This is a genomic window from Roseivirga sp. BDSF3-8, assembly GCF_041449215.1.
In the GTDB taxonomy this organism is placed as follows: domain Bacteria; phylum Bacteroidota; class Bacteroidia; order Cytophagales; family Cyclobacteriaceae; genus JBGNFV01.
In genome coordinates, this window is sequence record NZ_JBGNFV010000001.1 from 3,100,182 (window position 1) to 3,113,963 (window position 13,782).

Annotated in this window: 19 protein-coding genes; 12 read left to right on the forward strand and 7 right to left on the reverse strand. The window is 48.5% G+C overall.

Annotation, left to right across the window (positions count from 1 at the left end; all coding sequences use genetic code 11):
- Positions 1-7 precede the first annotated feature (7 nt).
- The 7 genes from AB9P05_RS12900 (at position 8) to AB9P05_RS12930 (ending at position 4,184) form a co-directional block, all read left to right on the forward strand.
- Complete coding sequence (locus AB9P05_RS12900) at positions 8-949, forward strand: hypothetical protein (RefSeq protein ID WP_371909239.1); 942 nt, start codon at positions 8-10, stop codon at positions 947-949.
- A 63-nt stretch (positions 950-1,012) separates the two neighbouring features.
- On the forward strand, positions 1,013-1,531 hold the full coding sequence (locus AB9P05_RS12905; RefSeq protein WP_371909240.1) for a DUF1579 family protein: 519 nt from the start codon (positions 1,013-1,015) through the stop codon (positions 1,529-1,531).
- Positions 1,532-1,660: 129 nt separating this feature from the next.
- Entirely contained in the window at positions 1,661-2,158 is a 498-nt protein-coding gene (mscL, locus tag AB9P05_RS12910; protein ID WP_371909241.1) for a large-conductance mechanosensitive channel protein MscL, read from the forward strand.
- Between the two features lie 78 nt (positions 2,159-2,236).
- Positions 2,237-2,731 (forward strand): hypothetical protein, encoded by a 495-nt coding sequence (locus AB9P05_RS12915; protein WP_371909242.1) that lies wholly within the window; start codon positions 2,237-2,239, stop codon positions 2,729-2,731.
- A 15-nt stretch (positions 2,732-2,746) separates the two neighbouring features.
- Positions 2,747-3,061 carry a hypothetical protein gene (locus AB9P05_RS12920; protein WP_371909243.1) on the forward strand — a complete coding sequence of 105 codons (315 nt, stop codon included), beginning with the start codon at positions 2,747-2,749 and terminating at the stop codon, positions 3,059-3,061.
- A gap of 352 nt (positions 3,062-3,413) precedes the next feature.
- Positions 3,414-3,626 carry a helix-turn-helix domain-containing protein gene (locus AB9P05_RS12925; RefSeq protein WP_371911351.1) on the forward strand — a complete coding sequence of 71 codons (213 nt, stop codon included), beginning with the start codon at positions 3,414-3,416 and terminating at the stop codon, positions 3,624-3,626.
- Between the two features lie 42 nt (positions 3,627-3,668).
- Positions 3,669-4,184, forward strand: coding sequence for a hypothetical protein (locus AB9P05_RS12930; RefSeq protein ID WP_371909244.1), 516 nt, complete (start codon positions 3,669-3,671; stop codon positions 4,182-4,184).
- 71 nt (positions 4,185-4,255) lie between these two features.
- Here the strand turns inward: AB9P05_RS12930 and AB9P05_RS12935 are convergent, their stop codons facing one another.
- Complete coding sequence (locus AB9P05_RS12935; protein WP_371909245.1) at positions 4,256-4,546, reverse strand: hypothetical protein; 291 nt, start codon at positions 4,544-4,546, stop codon at positions 4,256-4,258.
- 21 nt (positions 4,547-4,567) lie between these two features.
- Positions 4,568-4,909, reverse strand: coding sequence for a hypothetical protein (locus tag AB9P05_RS12940; protein WP_371909246.1), 342 nt, complete (start codon positions 4,907-4,909; stop codon positions 4,568-4,570).
- A gap of 406 nt (positions 4,910-5,315) precedes the next feature.
- Between AB9P05_RS12940 and AB9P05_RS12945 the strand changes: the two genes are divergently transcribed.
- Positions 5,316-5,552 carry a pentapeptide repeat-containing protein gene (locus AB9P05_RS12945; protein WP_371911352.1) on the forward strand — a complete coding sequence of 79 codons (237 nt, stop codon included), beginning with the start codon at positions 5,316-5,318 and terminating at the stop codon, positions 5,550-5,552.
- 1,392 nt (positions 5,553-6,944) lie between these two features.
- Here AB9P05_RS12945 and AB9P05_RS12950 read toward each other — a convergent pair.
- Positions 6,945-7,064 carry a hypothetical protein gene (locus AB9P05_RS12950; RefSeq protein ID WP_371911353.1) on the reverse strand — a complete coding sequence of 40 codons (120 nt, stop codon included), beginning with the start codon at positions 7,062-7,064 and terminating at the stop codon, positions 6,945-6,947.
- Between the two features lie 128 nt (positions 7,065-7,192).
- Between AB9P05_RS12950 and AB9P05_RS12955 the strand changes: the two genes are divergently transcribed.
- The 3 genes from AB9P05_RS12955 to AB9P05_RS12965 all read left to right on the forward strand — a co-directional run bounded on the left by AB9P05_RS12955 (position 7,193) and on the right by AB9P05_RS12965 (position 8,914).
- Positions 7,193-7,711, forward strand: coding sequence for a hypothetical protein (locus AB9P05_RS12955; RefSeq protein ID WP_371909247.1), 519 nt, complete (start codon positions 7,193-7,195; stop codon positions 7,709-7,711).
- A gap of 46 nt (positions 7,712-7,757) precedes the next feature.
- Positions 7,758-8,375 carry a hypothetical protein gene (locus AB9P05_RS12960; protein ID WP_371909248.1) on the forward strand — a complete coding sequence of 206 codons (618 nt, stop codon included), beginning with the start codon at positions 7,758-7,760 and terminating at the stop codon, positions 8,373-8,375.
- Positions 8,376-8,443: 68 nt separating this feature from the next.
- A complete protein-coding gene (locus tag AB9P05_RS12965) occupies positions 8,444-8,914 on the forward strand; it encodes a hypothetical protein (protein WP_371909249.1) in 471 nt (156 codons plus the stop codon).
- Between the two features lie 522 nt (positions 8,915-9,436).
- On the opposite strand, the gene AB9P05_RS12970 is transcribed toward AB9P05_RS12965, so the two are convergent.
- The 4 genes from AB9P05_RS12970 to AB9P05_RS12985 all read right to left on the reverse strand — a co-directional run bounded on the left by AB9P05_RS12970 (position 9,437) and on the right by AB9P05_RS12985 (position 12,956).
- The gene (locus tag AB9P05_RS12970) at positions 9,437-10,267 is read right to left on the reverse strand and encodes a DUF4393 domain-containing protein (RefSeq protein ID WP_371909250.1); all 831 of its coding nucleotides are present in this window, start codon (positions 10,265-10,267) and stop codon (positions 9,437-9,439) included.
- Positions 10,268-10,301: 34 nt separating this feature from the next.
- Positions 10,302-11,615, reverse strand: coding sequence for an amidohydrolase (locus AB9P05_RS12975; protein WP_371909251.1), 1,314 nt, complete (start codon positions 11,613-11,615; stop codon positions 10,302-10,304).
- Positions 11,616-11,743: 128 nt separating this feature from the next.
- The gene (locus tag AB9P05_RS12980) at positions 11,744-12,115 is read right to left on the reverse strand and encodes a DUF2237 family protein (protein WP_371909252.1); all 372 of its coding nucleotides are present in this window, start codon (positions 12,113-12,115) and stop codon (positions 11,744-11,746) included.
- 46 nt (positions 12,116-12,161) lie between these two features.
- Complete coding sequence (locus AB9P05_RS12985) at positions 12,162-12,956, reverse strand: DUF4846 domain-containing protein (protein WP_371909253.1); 795 nt, start codon at positions 12,954-12,956, stop codon at positions 12,162-12,164.
- Between the two features lie 290 nt (positions 12,957-13,246).
- On the opposite strand from AB9P05_RS12985, the gene AB9P05_RS12990 reads away from it, so the two are divergent.
- Complete coding sequence (locus AB9P05_RS12990; protein WP_371909254.1) at positions 13,247-13,732, forward strand: hypothetical protein; 486 nt, start codon at positions 13,247-13,249, stop codon at positions 13,730-13,732.
- The last annotated feature ends 50 nt before the right edge of the window (positions 13,733-13,782 follow it).

Below are 13,782 nucleotides of genomic sequence, written 5' to 3' on the forward strand. Positions count from 1 at the left end.
GAAGAGTATGAGACATTTAATAAACCGATATACGACATCCCTTTTGGGGCTGGCCCTGCTGGCTATGGGATGCGACAGCGAAGATGATCTGGGCAGTATACCTGACTGGAATGAAAACATAGGGGCGGTGACGCTGCTGACTCCTAATCCTGACGAGAGCTTTTTTAATGCGCTGAACCCGCTGGGTAATGAGGAGGTGAACTTTGTGCTGGATGTGGACGGCTTCGGGGTAACGGAGGTGAACAGCGTGGAGTTGATACTGACCTTTATCGAAAGTAACGGTACGGTGGATGAGGAGGGCAACCCGGTAGACAGCGTGTATGCGCCTATCCTCCTGAGGGAGGTGGGGTCTTTCCCTTCTGACGTGACGGTGACGGGGCAGGAGGCTGCCGGTGCCCTGGGCATTTCGGTGGATGCCTTGGAGGTGGGAGACCGCTTTCAGCTTACTTTCCCCATTAATACAGCAGATGGCAGAAGGCTGACGGTACCGCTTAGTTCGGACCTGTGCCAGCAGCCTGCGCAGCCGGGTTTCGGTGGCTGTAGCTATGCCTGGGGCATTGCGTGCCCCTCGGCTATTCCTACTGGTACGTATGCGTATGTGGCTTCGGGTTCATCGACGGATCCGAATGTATCGGATGCGAACCCAAGTAATGTGACGGGCACGGTGGAGCTAAGCGGCGGTAATGGCACGTATACGCTTTCTGACCTTTCGGCAGGGCTGTATGACTACTGGTACTGTGACCCGTACGCGGCGTGCGGTGCGCAGCCGGGTAACTTTATCGATGTGTGTAATGACCTGAGCATAAACGGGCAGGCGACGGTATTCACGTCCTGCTGCGGGGACGCGCTGAGTGGGGGCGGAAGCTACGACCCTGATACGGGGGTGATCACGCTGAGCTGGTCAAACCCTTTTGGGGACGAGGCACAGATAACCCTAACGCCGCAGTAATGAGGGGCAAGGCGGCCGGATGGCCGCCTTGCTGTTCGTTGTTTTCTACTAATCAATACTACAATGCAGTCTTTGTATTTACTGGCCTTTATGGCGCTGTTTTCTTTTACAGAACCCTCCGCCACAGGGGCGGGGTACATGCCTCCGGAGACACTGTATGACTTCTGGATAGGGGAGTGGGACCTGACCTGGACGGATAGGGACGGGGAGCAACGTCATGGGGAGAATACGGTCCGTAAAATTATGGGTGGTAAGGTGATTGAGGAAAATTTCCACGCACTGGATGGCGGGCTTGAAGGTTTTGAAGGGAAAAGCTGGAGCGTGTATGATACACAGACCGGGCTGTGGAAGCAGACCTGGGTAGATAACCATGGCAGCTACCTCGACTTTGAGGGCCGTACTGAAGGCGACAAGCGGATCTTTTACCGGGTATCGACTGATACTGCAGGAAATGAACGGCATGCGCGTATGGTCTTTTACCATATCCGAGAGGATTCTTTGGACTGGGACTGGCAGGTGAGCGGTGATAGGGGAGGTACGTGGGAGACGGTATGGCAGATTGCCTACCGGCGTAAAAGGTAAGGATGATTGACAGATTTTCGTTTTTTCATAGTGTTCCGGCAGCCTGATCGCCTTGCGGTCAGGCTGCTTTTTTGGCATAAAACCATTAATATGAGGCTTGGTTATATGTCCTACTTTACAATTTTTTTTATGGCTAATAAGAAGCGTAGTGTCTACCAGGAGTTTAAGAAGTTTGCTGTTAAGGGCAACATGATCGACCTGGCGGTGGGTATCATTATCGGTACGGCTTTTACCAAGATCGTTAATTCGCTGGTGTCTGATGTGATAATGCCTTCGCTGGGCATGGTGCTGGGCAAGATCGATTTCAGCACGCTGCAGTATGAGTTGCAGGAGGCCCGTGTAAATGAAGCGGGTGAGGTGGTGCGCGAGGCGGTGATCGTGAAGTACGGCAACTTTATTCAGGCAGGCTTTGACTTTTTCCTGATTGCGCTGGTCATATTTGTGTTTATTAAGATCGCTAATAGCTGGAAGGACAAGGCCGAGGATCCTAAAAACCCGGCAGCCCCAACGCCGAAGGATATCGAACTGCTATCTGAGATTCGTGATATCCTGAAGACACAGAGCAATGGCAATCAGACCGCTACTTCTACCAATCCGCCTGATTCCACTCCTCCTGCCAAAGTCTAGCGGGCTTACAATTAGCCCTTTTCATAGAAAAAAAGCCCTGATTGCGTATATTGGAGGTTCGCATTTGTCTTTTTTTAAGTGAAAGAGTATCAGTTTGAGCATGGGCACCTGCATATAGACCAGGAAGAAATAAGGTGTAGCTACCGCGATGTATTTGAGGAAGAGACTACCTGGACACTGGAATGTAAGGATAAGCTGCGCTGCCGGACAGGTAAAAATGTAAAAGATTATACCCCAGCCGATATCAAAGAATTTGCTTTTAAGGTTAAAAACCGCAAATATGAATTACCTGCTGCCGGCTGTGAGGCAATCGCCTATGTTATAGACCAAAACGGAAAGCCTGCAGAACTATGCCGGGTGTTTGTAACCGAAGAGCACCAAAACCATGAGCATACAAAAGCCTATGAGCTAATGGACCATACCCTGAAAGCAGTGGCTGCCAGGTACCAAAAGCCCTACAGCTACAATACTGCAGTATGGACAGAAGAGAAGGCTTATAATCCCTGGCATATCATTATTTTTATCCTCGTAGTATCGCTTCTCGTGCTGTTAGAATGGATGTTTGACGTCTAAAATAAGTACTGTGATATGAAACCTCGTAAAGCCTGGAGTGAAATTGAAGACTATCTGGAGCAACTGCCCGAGAGTAATACCACTGCTAAGTGGAAAGGAGGTTTCATGCATGTGTTTGATAGGTCTATCTTTTGCCGGTATGAGTATGTAAGGGGTATTAAATATACCTGGATTTTAGAAACAGGAGATACTCTGATCTGCCAGGAATTGCATAAGGAGAAAACCTTTGACGTAGCTTCCATAAAAGAATTCGCTTATGTATTAGAGCCATATGGAGACAGAAGATTCTGGACTGAAAATGTTGGGGGCAAACCGCCATCGCCTATGTAATTGACCACCAGGACAAGCCCACTGAGCTATGCCGGATTTCCGTTTTGGAAACCGTGGACCTCGCCTCTAAGTCTAAAGCCTACGAGGTTATGGGTATGGTAGTGAATGAACTGGGTAATAAGTATGATAAACCCAGCGGCTACAAACACGGCATATATGGGCGGACACTTAATAAGTATTCGGAGAATGTTATGTTAGCTATAGGTGTATTATTAATTATTATAATGGGTTTACTTATCTTACGATAGCCACCGGGTGACCTTTACTACATTTTAATCCTCTAATACAGCTTGGGTCTAATATTTGGAGAGTGCTTTGCTTTTTGATGAAGGCAGACTGGTTTTGTTGCTCAATGGGTTTCAATAGAAAACTCAGAAAACACCTTACCCAACAGCAGTTGGAAGATTTGATTGACAAAAAGAGGTTTTATATTTCCAGAGTGGAGAATGATGGGAGTAATCTTGCGCTAAATACCCTTTTCGAAATTGTGGAAAAAGGTCTGGGAGGCAAGGTAAATATCAGTATCAATTATAGATTGGCCCTAAGACATCGAAGAACTTGCTGAAATCCTTGATATTCTCAAGAGACGGAATGATAAGGTGTAGGTATGAAAAGTGAAAATCAGCAGCAAATAATTGAGACGTATAACGTCTGTCTTATTAATCAAGCGCAGGCTATCGAGTGCAGGTGCCAGAATACTCTGGGAAGGCCAGAGAGGTGGACAATAGATCTGCGTGATCCGGAGTATTTTACTATAAGTGACAGAAAGGGGGAAAGGCACTATGCTAAAGCTGATATCCAGGAGTTGATCTTCGAAATTGAGCCCTATGGACATTTGGAAAATTTAGTCCACATTGCTAATGCTTATGTGGTATTTAAGGGACAGGAAGTTCCGCAGGAGCTATTTTCTATGCCAGTAAAGGAAGGCCACAAACTAAGTAGCAAGTCGGAAGCGTATCGCCTGACGAGCATGATATTGGGCCGGCTGTCTGAGAGGTATGCTATACCAAATTCATATAAGTATTCAGTTTATACCATCAAGAAGACGAGGAAACTTTGGTGGGCTATAGGGTTTATACTAATTTTTTTTCTGGTGATGATATTGACTATTTTACTAAAGTAGATAACAGGAATGGTTAGTATAACCTGTGCAAAGGGTTTAGCCCTTCACACAGGCTTATTATCAATAATCAGTTAAGGACAGAAGCCCAAAGAAATAGACACCAGGTTATAATGTTGGCATATGGTGGGGTTTAACCTTTTCTGAAGCTCTATCCGGTAAGTTTGTCCGGGGGTTAAGCCTGAGGGTACTCCCACCACTCCCAAAATATAGCCATCAGGGCATGTTACGAACATATCCTGACACCCTGGCGTGGGGTTATACTCTGCATAATACACTACGGTACTACGCTTTTTTTCTGTAGCCGACCCTAGTAAAATAAAGGTGCAGCACATGATAAACAGAAGAACACTTAGCTTTTTCATAAAATTGGTTTGGTTTAAGGTTTATATCTGATGCACACCGCATGCGATGGGTCCATCGGCACCCACCAGTTCATAATCTGCACAGGATGAGCTGGAACCGGGGGAGAGGTAAATCTCGTATATCTCACCGGGTTCGTAAAATACACCGGAGGCATATACGTCATAATCTACACCATACTGGCAATCGGTAATGGTGAAGCAGCTACCGCCCAGGCTGCCACCGGCAGGTAGCGTACCCCAAATGCGTATGTAGCTGGTTTGATCCATTGATTCTGATAAGGCCGTGTCTTCAGGGCTGTCTGGCTGTTCGGGTGCAAAAAGGCTTGAGAATGCTGCAATGAGCACCATACTTAGGATTTTCATAGGGTTTGTTGTTTAGTTTTTATTTACAAAAGCTGATCGGGTAAAAAGCGCCCGTTCATCCATAAGCTAACGAAATTTTGGCAAAAGGTAAGTTGATTGGGTGGGCCTGGTATGCGGGCCATAGCCGTCAAGTTAAGAATGCAAAATCCTATCATTCAGGCAGCTATGTCATTCCCCTCCACCGGAGGGGCAGGCCCAGAAACGTTGCTATAAAACTCAAAAATCCATGCCAGGGTGGGTCCTGTTTTGCTCATTATGAATAACTTGTTTTTAAAAATATAGCACTCTGCAGAAACAGGCACGAATAATTCCCCGCCCCCAGGCATAGCCGTCAAGTTAAGCACCAATTCCCCTCCTGGGCCCAGGAGGGGGGAAATAAAAACGCGAAGGCGTGTTTTATTTCGGGGTGGTCCGACTTTCGGAGGCCCGACTTTCGGAGGCCCGACTTTCGGAGGCCCGACTTTCGGAGGCCCGACTTTCGGAGGCCCGACTTTCGGAGGCCCGACTTTCGGTGGTCCGACTTTCGGTGGTCCGGCATTGCAGGATGTTTTTCCAAGCAGTTTTTTTAAAAAGGCAATGCTTACCCACCCCTGCACCCATCGTATGCGACCCCAATCCCAGGAGGGGAATTGGTTGGGGCTAGTGGCTACAAAGCACTTCAATCCTATTTTTAAGTAATTAATAATCAGAAAAATTTGAGCTTAGCTTGACGGCTATGCGCACCCAGGGAGAGGTCCGACTTTCGAGGTCCGACTTTCGCTGGGCCCGCATACGGGGGTCCGACTTTCGAGGTCCGACTCTCGGGGTCCGACTTGCGGGTGATATTGTATGTGCCCTCCCCTCCGCAAAATTCCTTTCCCCAAGAGAAGCCGAATGAATTACAAGACTACTTAGGGAAAGGTGGCCGCGGTGGTAAGCATAAGTACTGCAGGAAGCATATCGAAGAGATGTAGTTACCTTCCCTCAAAAATTGATTCGCGGACGGAAAGGGAATCCACCCCAGTCGCCTGCAAGCCCAGCTCCAAAGAGGATAATATGCTATTGAGCCATGCTAGATACGCCCCCAGGGAGAGGTCCGACTTTCGAGGTCCGACTTTCGGGGACAGATGAAAAAACCTTCCAGCGTTTTCTCATTAGGCTGGGCGGCATTCCGCTGGGCGGCACACCGCTGGGCGGCACACCGCTGGGCCTTCCAGAATCTTTATAGCAGTCAGTGATGCAAATTCTAATGCTAGTCCCATCGGGACGTCGTCTTTGTAGCCCAATAAAGCCAAAGCAACCAACAGTGCCATAGGCACGCTGCCTTAGCCCCCGGAAAGTCAATTAGCATCACGGCAATTCTTAACTCTACCTGGATACGGAGTCTTTCAACCTCATTCCCCTCCCCCGGGGAGAGGCCCGACTTTCGCTGGGCGGCATTTCGCTGGGCGGCACACCGCTGGGCGGCACACCGCTGGGCGGCACACCGCTGGGCGGCACACCGCTGGGCGGCACACCGCTGGGCTGACATTTCAGTGGTACACGCAGATCATTTCAGTGTACTTCTACTTTTAACTTGACAGCTATGCTTCCATAACGCACCATCCATATTTCAAAAATAGCCATTACCCCCGCCAGTCAGACACTTTTACATTTCCTTATTTTTTGTACTTTTACCACATCGCGCATTTGGCCACCAGGCTATTTCACACCTGCCTTTCACCCTATCCATCCCTCTTCTCCTTCGCTTCTACGACGGTTCTGCTTCGTTACTCCTTCGCTATGAGTATAGCTTGAGTCCATCCTCGCTAGGGGGCAGGCCTACTTAGCATATACCACACAAAGTTATTGCATTTTTCTAATCGTGGCACAGCCCCTTTATCACACCCTACAGCGCATAGCCGTCAAGCTAAGCACACAAATTACTTTAATTTAACTGGTTCCGGATTAGCCAAGTGTATCTCGTCCTGAGTGGATTGGACCTATTATTTAAGTTTAGTTTGTAACTGCACAGTCTTGCAGACCGCACTCCCCCAAGGGGCTAGTAGCTGAACAGCTAATCCTGGCTGTTCGATGCCTGGGGAGCATAAACCAACCTTAGTGCATACGAAGTCAGGCGCGACCCGGTCAGGCGCGACCCGGTCAGACGCGACCCGGTCAGGCGCGACCCGGTCAGGCGCGACCCGGTACAACCCCGCGGTAGTTATTATTTATTAATCCTTATATTTAAAAGGTAATTTGGGTGGCTATTTAAGTGTTTGGACACTCAATATGGGTGGAAATATAATAACCTAATTGATAAACATGAAAGCGATTACCAGTACCATTAGACCAACTCATAAAAAGGGTCTTTTAATTAAGAGTATAAAATTTTCGTTGAAAGCATTGTCTGTTGCATTGATTCCAATGTATGTATTATTAATACCAGGTGTTTTTCTGGCGGATCTGGGGTCTGCGATGAAATGGGTGGTCGTGGCGCAGTTAGTAATCTCAGGATTGATAGTGTTTGCCGCGATGACAGGAATGCGGTATGTAATGTCAGTGAATTCTGAACTGTGGATTAATGCCTCAGGAATAGGACAGAAAATGTTGTGGTATACTAAATTCGTAGGCTGGGACGATCTGTTAATAAAAGAAAGTAAGGATGGTGACTTGCTGTTGAAAGATAAGTCAGTGAATAAGTTTACAAGGATACTTATAAAAGGAAAATATGATGTACAGGTCTATTCGGAATACGCAGACTATAATCAAATAAAGGCGATCATTCTGAAAGGGCAGACGGCGGTAGGGGAATACCTTACCGAGAAAGCCATGAGCTGGTGACTAATCCGGTACCATTGAAGAAAACTTCACTAATGAACTAAAGAACATGAAAGATTTACTTTTCATCATCGAGCCCTCCAAGGAGAAACAGCTTTTTAAAAAGTTTCTGGACGTTCCGCGTGCAATCGTAATCATATGTACGGCTGGGGGTATAATTGCATTCATAGTAGCTTTAACAGGTTTTTTGAACATTGAGGATTACGCCAGTCGGCTATTGTACCTCCTGATACCTGTAGGAATAGCATTCATATGGTGGGGAGTACGTAGTCTTATTAATTATCAAGTGATTAAGAACTCAGTGCTGTCGATAGGCCCGGCGGGGGTGACCTTGAATTTAACCATGAAGAATATCTATATAGATTATATCTTTATGAGAGTGACCGAAACAGGGGATGGAGGGCTGTTGCTAAAAAGATTTGGTGATAAGAATGTATCAGACGACCAGGAAAATACAATTGTTATTTACCCTGAGTATGAGAATTTTGACCAGATAAAGACTGAGATCAAAAAGAGAACCAGCAATGCGTATGATACCAAAGGATCTGTAGCCTCTGGTTTCAAAGAATACGCAGACCATGAATCCGTTGAATATGTAAACTACGGAGAGATGTACAGGCAAATGGTAAAGGACATTGTGTCAAAAACGGGGATGGAATCATCTTAATAGGTGGTGGATGCCTGGAAATGGTTACTATTAGTTATCGAAAACCTATCTATAATTACTTTTCTCTCATGGAAGCTCTTCAATTCAGCATAGACCCGGATAAAAAATGGCGTGTGGTCAATAAAAGGTTTTACAAGGGAAAAATCTACCACTTTATAGGAGCAATTGTGCTCGTATATATACTATCGTTGCTGCAATTTGGTGAAATGGCAGATAGCCTGTTCTTGTGGATGTCAGGGTTTATTTTGCTGGTAGCGGGGACCACCTACCTCTTTATAGGAACGAAGGTCACCATATTGCTTACCGAAGATTTTATAAGGTATAAATCTCTTTTAACCAGTGAGGATATTGCATGGGAGGACTTATCGGTAACAATCCTGAAGAACGGTGACTTGCTACTGGGGCCTCCAAAAGGCATAAGTTTCTATAATAGACAAGAACAGCTAATCGTTTACCAGGAGTTTCAGAGCTTTAAGACATTATCCTATATATTACTTGAGGGTAAGCCTGCGGTACAGAGGGAGCTTGCGAGAGGCTGATATTATTGCAACAGTAGAGAGGCGAAGGTATGTTCTGTTTCGGGCTAATTCGCAACCGGGCCCAGCGGGGAGCCGCCCAGCGGAGTGCCGCCCAGCGGAGTGCCGCCCAGCGGAGTGCCGCCCAGCGGAGTGCCGCCCAGCGGAGTGCCGCCCAGCGGAGTGCCGCCCAGCGGAATGCTGAACCATATAAAAATACGGCTTGATGTTATCTGCCGCAACGGTATGGGTACGTGCAGAAATGTAGCCTAAAATACCATTAATGCCTATACAGGCGAACTAAAACCCACCCCGGAGAGGTCATTTGTATTCTTACCTGTCTTTCCAAGCCGACCCTCCCAGGAGGTTATTCAGCTTTGTACGAGTATTTACAAGCTAAACCTGGGTGCTATACTTTTGGGGCTGGGGACGTAAAGGTGGGGCAGGTATAGGAATGTGGCTATTGGAGGGAATTGATTACGACCCCAGGTTCGCAATAATAGTTCGGAGTCTCACCCAGCATAGGGTATTGCCTGTTTTTTTCTTTTAACCAACGTTTACTAATGTGGCTTGAGATCCACTTATTCCACCAATACAGGCGTCCATAAATACGGAGCCAAGCATAGTTCTGGAAACAATCCCTTTTTCAATCGTGTGACTACAGTCTTTATGTTTTTTTAATTCTTTCATTAAGGTTCTGATAGACTCATATCTTATCAACTCATCATAATAACCGCTTTCTACTTCTGCATTATCGTTAAATTCAAGAACTCCAAGCCTGGCTAGATTTTCCATATAAATTGAAGCAAAAGCCGGGTGATCGCATTCTTTTTCAATGGCAAGGCTAGTCCAGTGTGCCATTACTACCCTGGAACCACCATCATTAAAATGCTCATGTACAGTTATGAATGGATGGATTTCGTTGTTCAAAAATCCTGTGATAACTTTTGCTTCGTCTGAGGAAATTTGCTTTAAAATTTCAACGAATGTTGGATGGGCATTTTCTGCAATATCTTTTGTCATAGAGGTAGCGATGAGTTTAGCGAACATTTCCCTTAGCTGTTTGCTTTCTCCTGCATATCTCAGGGCTTCAATTGCAGGTCCCACTACATGGGGGTTAGGTGGTGTAATTTGGTCGGGAGTTATATCTTTTAGTTCGTTGACCAGTTTTGACTCTAGCCAAATCTGAATTTTTTCGTAGCCCCAAACGGCTGCGGAAAGAGGAGCTAATGCCATGTTTACAGTTTTAGCAACGACTTCCAGGGATTTGCCGAGTTGTTTTGCTGCTGGCTGTGCCAGGTCTTGATAGATTGGCATAGCAGAAGCAAGTGCTGTTGCCGAATCAACTACTTCTTTAATAATGGACTTATCATTCATAGGAGTATTGTCTTTTCACCTAATCATTTTCCACTCAGTAATCCTGGCTTTTGAGGTAGTCGAGGGCCATGCCGGTCATGGCGCGGACACCGGTGAGGAGGGCATCTTCATTGACATAGAAGTAGGGCGAATGGTTGCGCGGCACTGTATTCTTGTCTGCCCCTTCCTTGTTTACGCCGAGGAAGAAGTAGAAGCCGGGGATCTTCTCCTGGAAGAAGGCGAAATCTTCGGCGCCCATGATGAGGGGTGTTTCGGTAACCTGATTTTCATTCGCGGCCCACTCAAGGGTTGGCAGCATGTGCTGTACCAGGGCGGGGTCGTTGTAGGTGACAGGGGCCATGTTTTGTATGCTTACCTCTGCGGTAGCACCGGCGGCTTCGGCGGTTTTCTCGGCGGTGCGGCGTATGCGCATGAGCAGGTCTTCGCGCATTTCGCTGTCGAAGGTGCGTATGGTGCCCTGCATTTCTACCTCATCGGGTATGATGTTGAAGCGGATACCGCCATTTATTCTACCAATGGAGACTACGGCGGGGGCTTTGGTGACATCGAGTTGGCGGCTGGGGATCATCTGCACCGCTTCCATGACCTGTCCGGCTACTATGACGGGGTCTATGCCAGCCCAGGGAGAACTGCCGTGGGTCTGCTTACCTGTAATCTTAATGACGAGTCGGTCACTGGCGGCCATGGTGCCTTCGCTGCGGTAGGAAAGCTGTCCGGGGGGTTCGGGCCATACGTGCAGGCCAAACATGACCTCGGGGGCATCGGGGCCATCAAGAAGCCCTTCTTTGATCATGAGGCTGGCGCCGCCTTCCTCACCGGGAGGGGGACCTTCCTCGGCAGGCTGGAACACGAATACAACGGTACCGGGTATGTCTTTTTTCATTTCTGAAAGCACCTTGGCCGTGGCGAGGAGTATGGCCATGTGTGCATCGTGCCCGCAGGCGTGCATGACGCCGGTCTCCTGTCCGTTGAACTCGGCTACGGCAGTAGACTTAAAGGGCACGTCGGTCATTTCCTTTACGGGCAGGGCGTCAATGTCTGCCCGCAGGCCTACCACGCGGCCGGGTTTGCCGCCTTTCAGGGTGCCTACCACGCCATGGCGGGCGATGTTTTCCTGTACGTCTATGCCCATTTCCCTGAGCCGATCGGCTATATAGGCGGCGGTTTCTTCCTCCCGGTTGCTGAGCTCGGGGTGCTCGTGCAGGTGCCTGCGCCAGCGGATCATTTCCTCTTCCACGTCTTCGATAAGGGGTTCGGCTTTCTTTTTAAGGTCCTGCGCCTGTGTGAGGCCTGGGATTATGGGCATCACTATGAGCAGGGCTATGGCCAGTAGGGTTGTTCTCTTCATACGGGTAAGCGTTTCTTTTCGGGAAGGTGGTAAAATAACTGATTGGTGAATAGAATGAAAGGGAATTGGGGCTGAAGCTTTAGGTGATATGGTGCCAGTCGGGGCATGAGACGGGATAAATCGGGTCTCTACGCTAGGTACTGCAGAAGGGTTTCTTTGTCTACAACTTCCAGTGCATTGATGTGGGTGCTTTCAGCGATGATGGGAGGGGCGGCCCCTGCCTGATGGGCTTCTTTCCAGCGGCTAACGCAAAGACACCATTTATCGCCAGGCTTGAGGCCGGGAAAATCATAGGCGGGCATGGGGGTGCTGAGGTCATTGCCCCGGCTCCTGGTGTAGGAGAGAAAGGCTTCGGTCATGATGGCACAGACTACATGAGTGCCACGATCCCGGGGGCCGGTGAGGCAGTAGCCATTGCGGTAAAAGCCGGTCATAGGGGCTGTACAGCATAGCTCTAGTCGCTGACCGAGGATGTTGCGGGCATAGCCGTTTTCTGACATAGGGTAGGGGGTTGTTTTGAAGGAAACGCGCCAGGGTATGGCTTGTTTATCTGAACCGTCTAAGGTCGCTGCTGTGGAAGCGCCACTCGGGTGTAATGAGCTTGCCTTCCTGTACGGGGTACCAGCAGGTGGGGTTATTGGCAGAGGGGTTTATGAGTACCTGGGTATCCTGGGCGGGCATGTAGCTTTGGGCGAGCAGCATTTTTTTATGGCCCGCTTCATTTTGCACCACATCGAGCACGATAACGGCGTGGCCGTAGGGCTTACCTTTCTGAATGAATACGTCACCTGGCATCACATCCTGACTATTTGCAACGGGCTGTAGCTCATCGTGCAGGCTGGAGGTATTGGCGTAGGCAAATATGTGGCGCATGTATTTTCTGAAGGCGGGGTAGGAGGTATCACCACCGGAGTGGGTAAGGAAGTGACGGGGCTTACCGTCTGAGAGGAAATTAAAATGGATCTGGTCATAGCGGTTCTGGCTGTAGAGGTACTCACCGCGCAGCCGCATGACTGCATCGGCGCACTGCTGCAGGTCGCGCGGGTCGAGTTCCATATCTACCACGGCATCATATACGCCGCGGTGGTATTTGGTGTCGCCGTCGTAGTAGTGGACCTGGCTGCCTTCGGGTTTAAGCGGCAGGGTACGCAGGTAGTGGCCAAAGCTGAGCTTGTCCAGCGGTATACGCTCATAGCCTGCCGGGGGGGTATACCGACTCTGTACGGTGGAGGAGGGGGAGGGCCTTTCGTTTGCCTGTACGGCCATCTGGCAGGCGGGGAAGTAAAGGGCTCCTGCGGAGGCCAGGAGAGTAGAGAAAATAACCGGAAAAGTCGCTTTCATGATCTGCTTAACGCGGCGCTTGGGGAAAATTGTATGTGGGTGGGGTAAAATGTAGGTAATTAGGAGGTTAGGCGCAGGATGGTAGCTGAGAAGGAATTCCGTGGTTCGGGGTCTGCATTTTCAGGACCACCCTTGCTGAAAAATATGCCTTCGCGTTTTTTCATCGGTCGCCTGCTGGCTTGAGGCGGGGAGTTTCGGGCAACGTTATGATGCGGTTCACCGGCAAACATTATTAACGTGGTCTGATTGTCAATTTACGCATCATGTATTGACTATCAGACTGTTATTTTATGACTACTATTATTAAGGTGATCCTGAAAAGGATATTTCTGCCGGGTATCACTGCTACTACCGCTATGACTGCCTTTAGCTATGGGGCTTCTTATGTGAGGAAGAATACCTTTAAAGAGCCAGAGCATCTGAACCGGCTATTTGTACATCCCAGGCAAAAGAAGGTAAATAGGCCTCCCATTGTAGGCTTCTTGTTGCACTATTTCGTAGGGGTGTGGTTCTCTGCATTGTATCACTCTCTGTGGCGGCGGATCAAATCACCTTCATGGACAGGTGGGGTTGCCTTTGGAGGCCTTTGCGGTCTGCTGGGGGCAGGTGTGTGGAAGGTCACCTTTGCCGCACATCCCAAGCCGCCGCGTATTAACCTTAGCTCCTACCTGTTACATATTGTAATTGCTCACATTATCTTCGGTATGTTTTTAGAAAAAACGGACAGACTGGTAGGCAAAAAAGGTGGTAACATGCCTTACGAACAGGCAGACTGAAAAGGGGGTAAGGGTAAAGTATAGGGGGTTAGGAGGTTATGGTTAGGCAG

What these genes read in the sequence shown, in the direction of transcription:
- AB9P05_RS12900 (WP_371909239.1), top strand. Translation starts at nt 8, where the DNA reads ATGAGACATTTAATAAACCGATATACGACATCCCTTTTGGGGCTGGCC.
- AB9P05_RS12905 (WP_371909240.1), top strand. Translation starts at nt 1,013, where the DNA reads ATGCAGTCTTTGTATTTACTGGCCTTTATGGCGCTGTTTTCTTTTACA.
- mscL (WP_371909241.1), top strand. Translation starts at nt 1,661, where the DNA reads ATGGCTAATAAGAAGCGTAGTGTCTACCAGGAGTTTAAGAAGTTTGCT.
- AB9P05_RS12920 (WP_371909243.1), top strand. Translation starts at nt 2,747, where the DNA reads ATGAAACCTCGTAAAGCCTGGAGTGAAATTGAAGACTATCTGGAGCAA.
- AB9P05_RS12925 (WP_371911351.1), top strand. Translation starts at nt 3,414, where the DNA reads ATGGGTTTCAATAGAAAACTCAGAAAACACCTTACCCAACAGCAGTTG.
- AB9P05_RS12930 (WP_371909244.1), top strand. Translation starts at nt 3,669, where the DNA reads ATGAAAAGTGAAAATCAGCAGCAAATAATTGAGACGTATAACGTCTGT.
- AB9P05_RS12935 (WP_371909245.1), bottom strand. Translation starts at nt 4,546, where the DNA reads ATGAAAAAGCTAAGTGTTCTTCTGTTTATCATGTGCTGCACCTTTATT.
- AB9P05_RS12940 (WP_371909246.1), bottom strand. Translation starts at nt 4,909, where the DNA reads ATGAAAATCCTAAGTATGGTGCTCATTGCAGCATTCTCAAGCCTTTTT.
- AB9P05_RS12955 (WP_371909247.1), top strand. Translation starts at nt 7,193, where the DNA reads ATGAAAGCGATTACCAGTACCATTAGACCAACTCATAAAAAGGGTCTT.
- AB9P05_RS12960 (WP_371909248.1), top strand. Translation starts at nt 7,758, where the DNA reads ATGAAAGATTTACTTTTCATCATCGAGCCCTCCAAGGAGAAACAGCTT.
- AB9P05_RS12965 (WP_371909249.1), top strand. Translation starts at nt 8,444, where the DNA reads ATGGAAGCTCTTCAATTCAGCATAGACCCGGATAAAAAATGGCGTGTG.
- AB9P05_RS12970 (WP_371909250.1), bottom strand. Translation starts at nt 10,267, where the DNA reads ATGAATGATAAGTCCATTATTAAAGAAGTAGTTGATTCGGCAACAGCA.
- AB9P05_RS12975 (WP_371909251.1), bottom strand. Translation starts at nt 11,615, where the DNA reads ATGAAGAGAACAACCCTACTGGCCATAGCCCTGCTCATAGTGATGCCC.
- AB9P05_RS12980 (WP_371909252.1), bottom strand. Translation starts at nt 12,115, where the DNA reads ATGTCAGAAAACGGCTATGCCCGCAACATCCTCGGTCAGCGACTAGAG.
- AB9P05_RS12985 (WP_371909253.1), bottom strand. Translation starts at nt 12,956, where the DNA reads ATGAAAGCGACTTTTCCGGTTATTTTCTCTACTCTCCTGGCCTCCGCA.
- AB9P05_RS12990 (WP_371909254.1), top strand. Translation starts at nt 13,247, where the DNA reads ATGACTACTATTATTAAGGTGATCCTGAAAAGGATATTTCTGCCGGGT.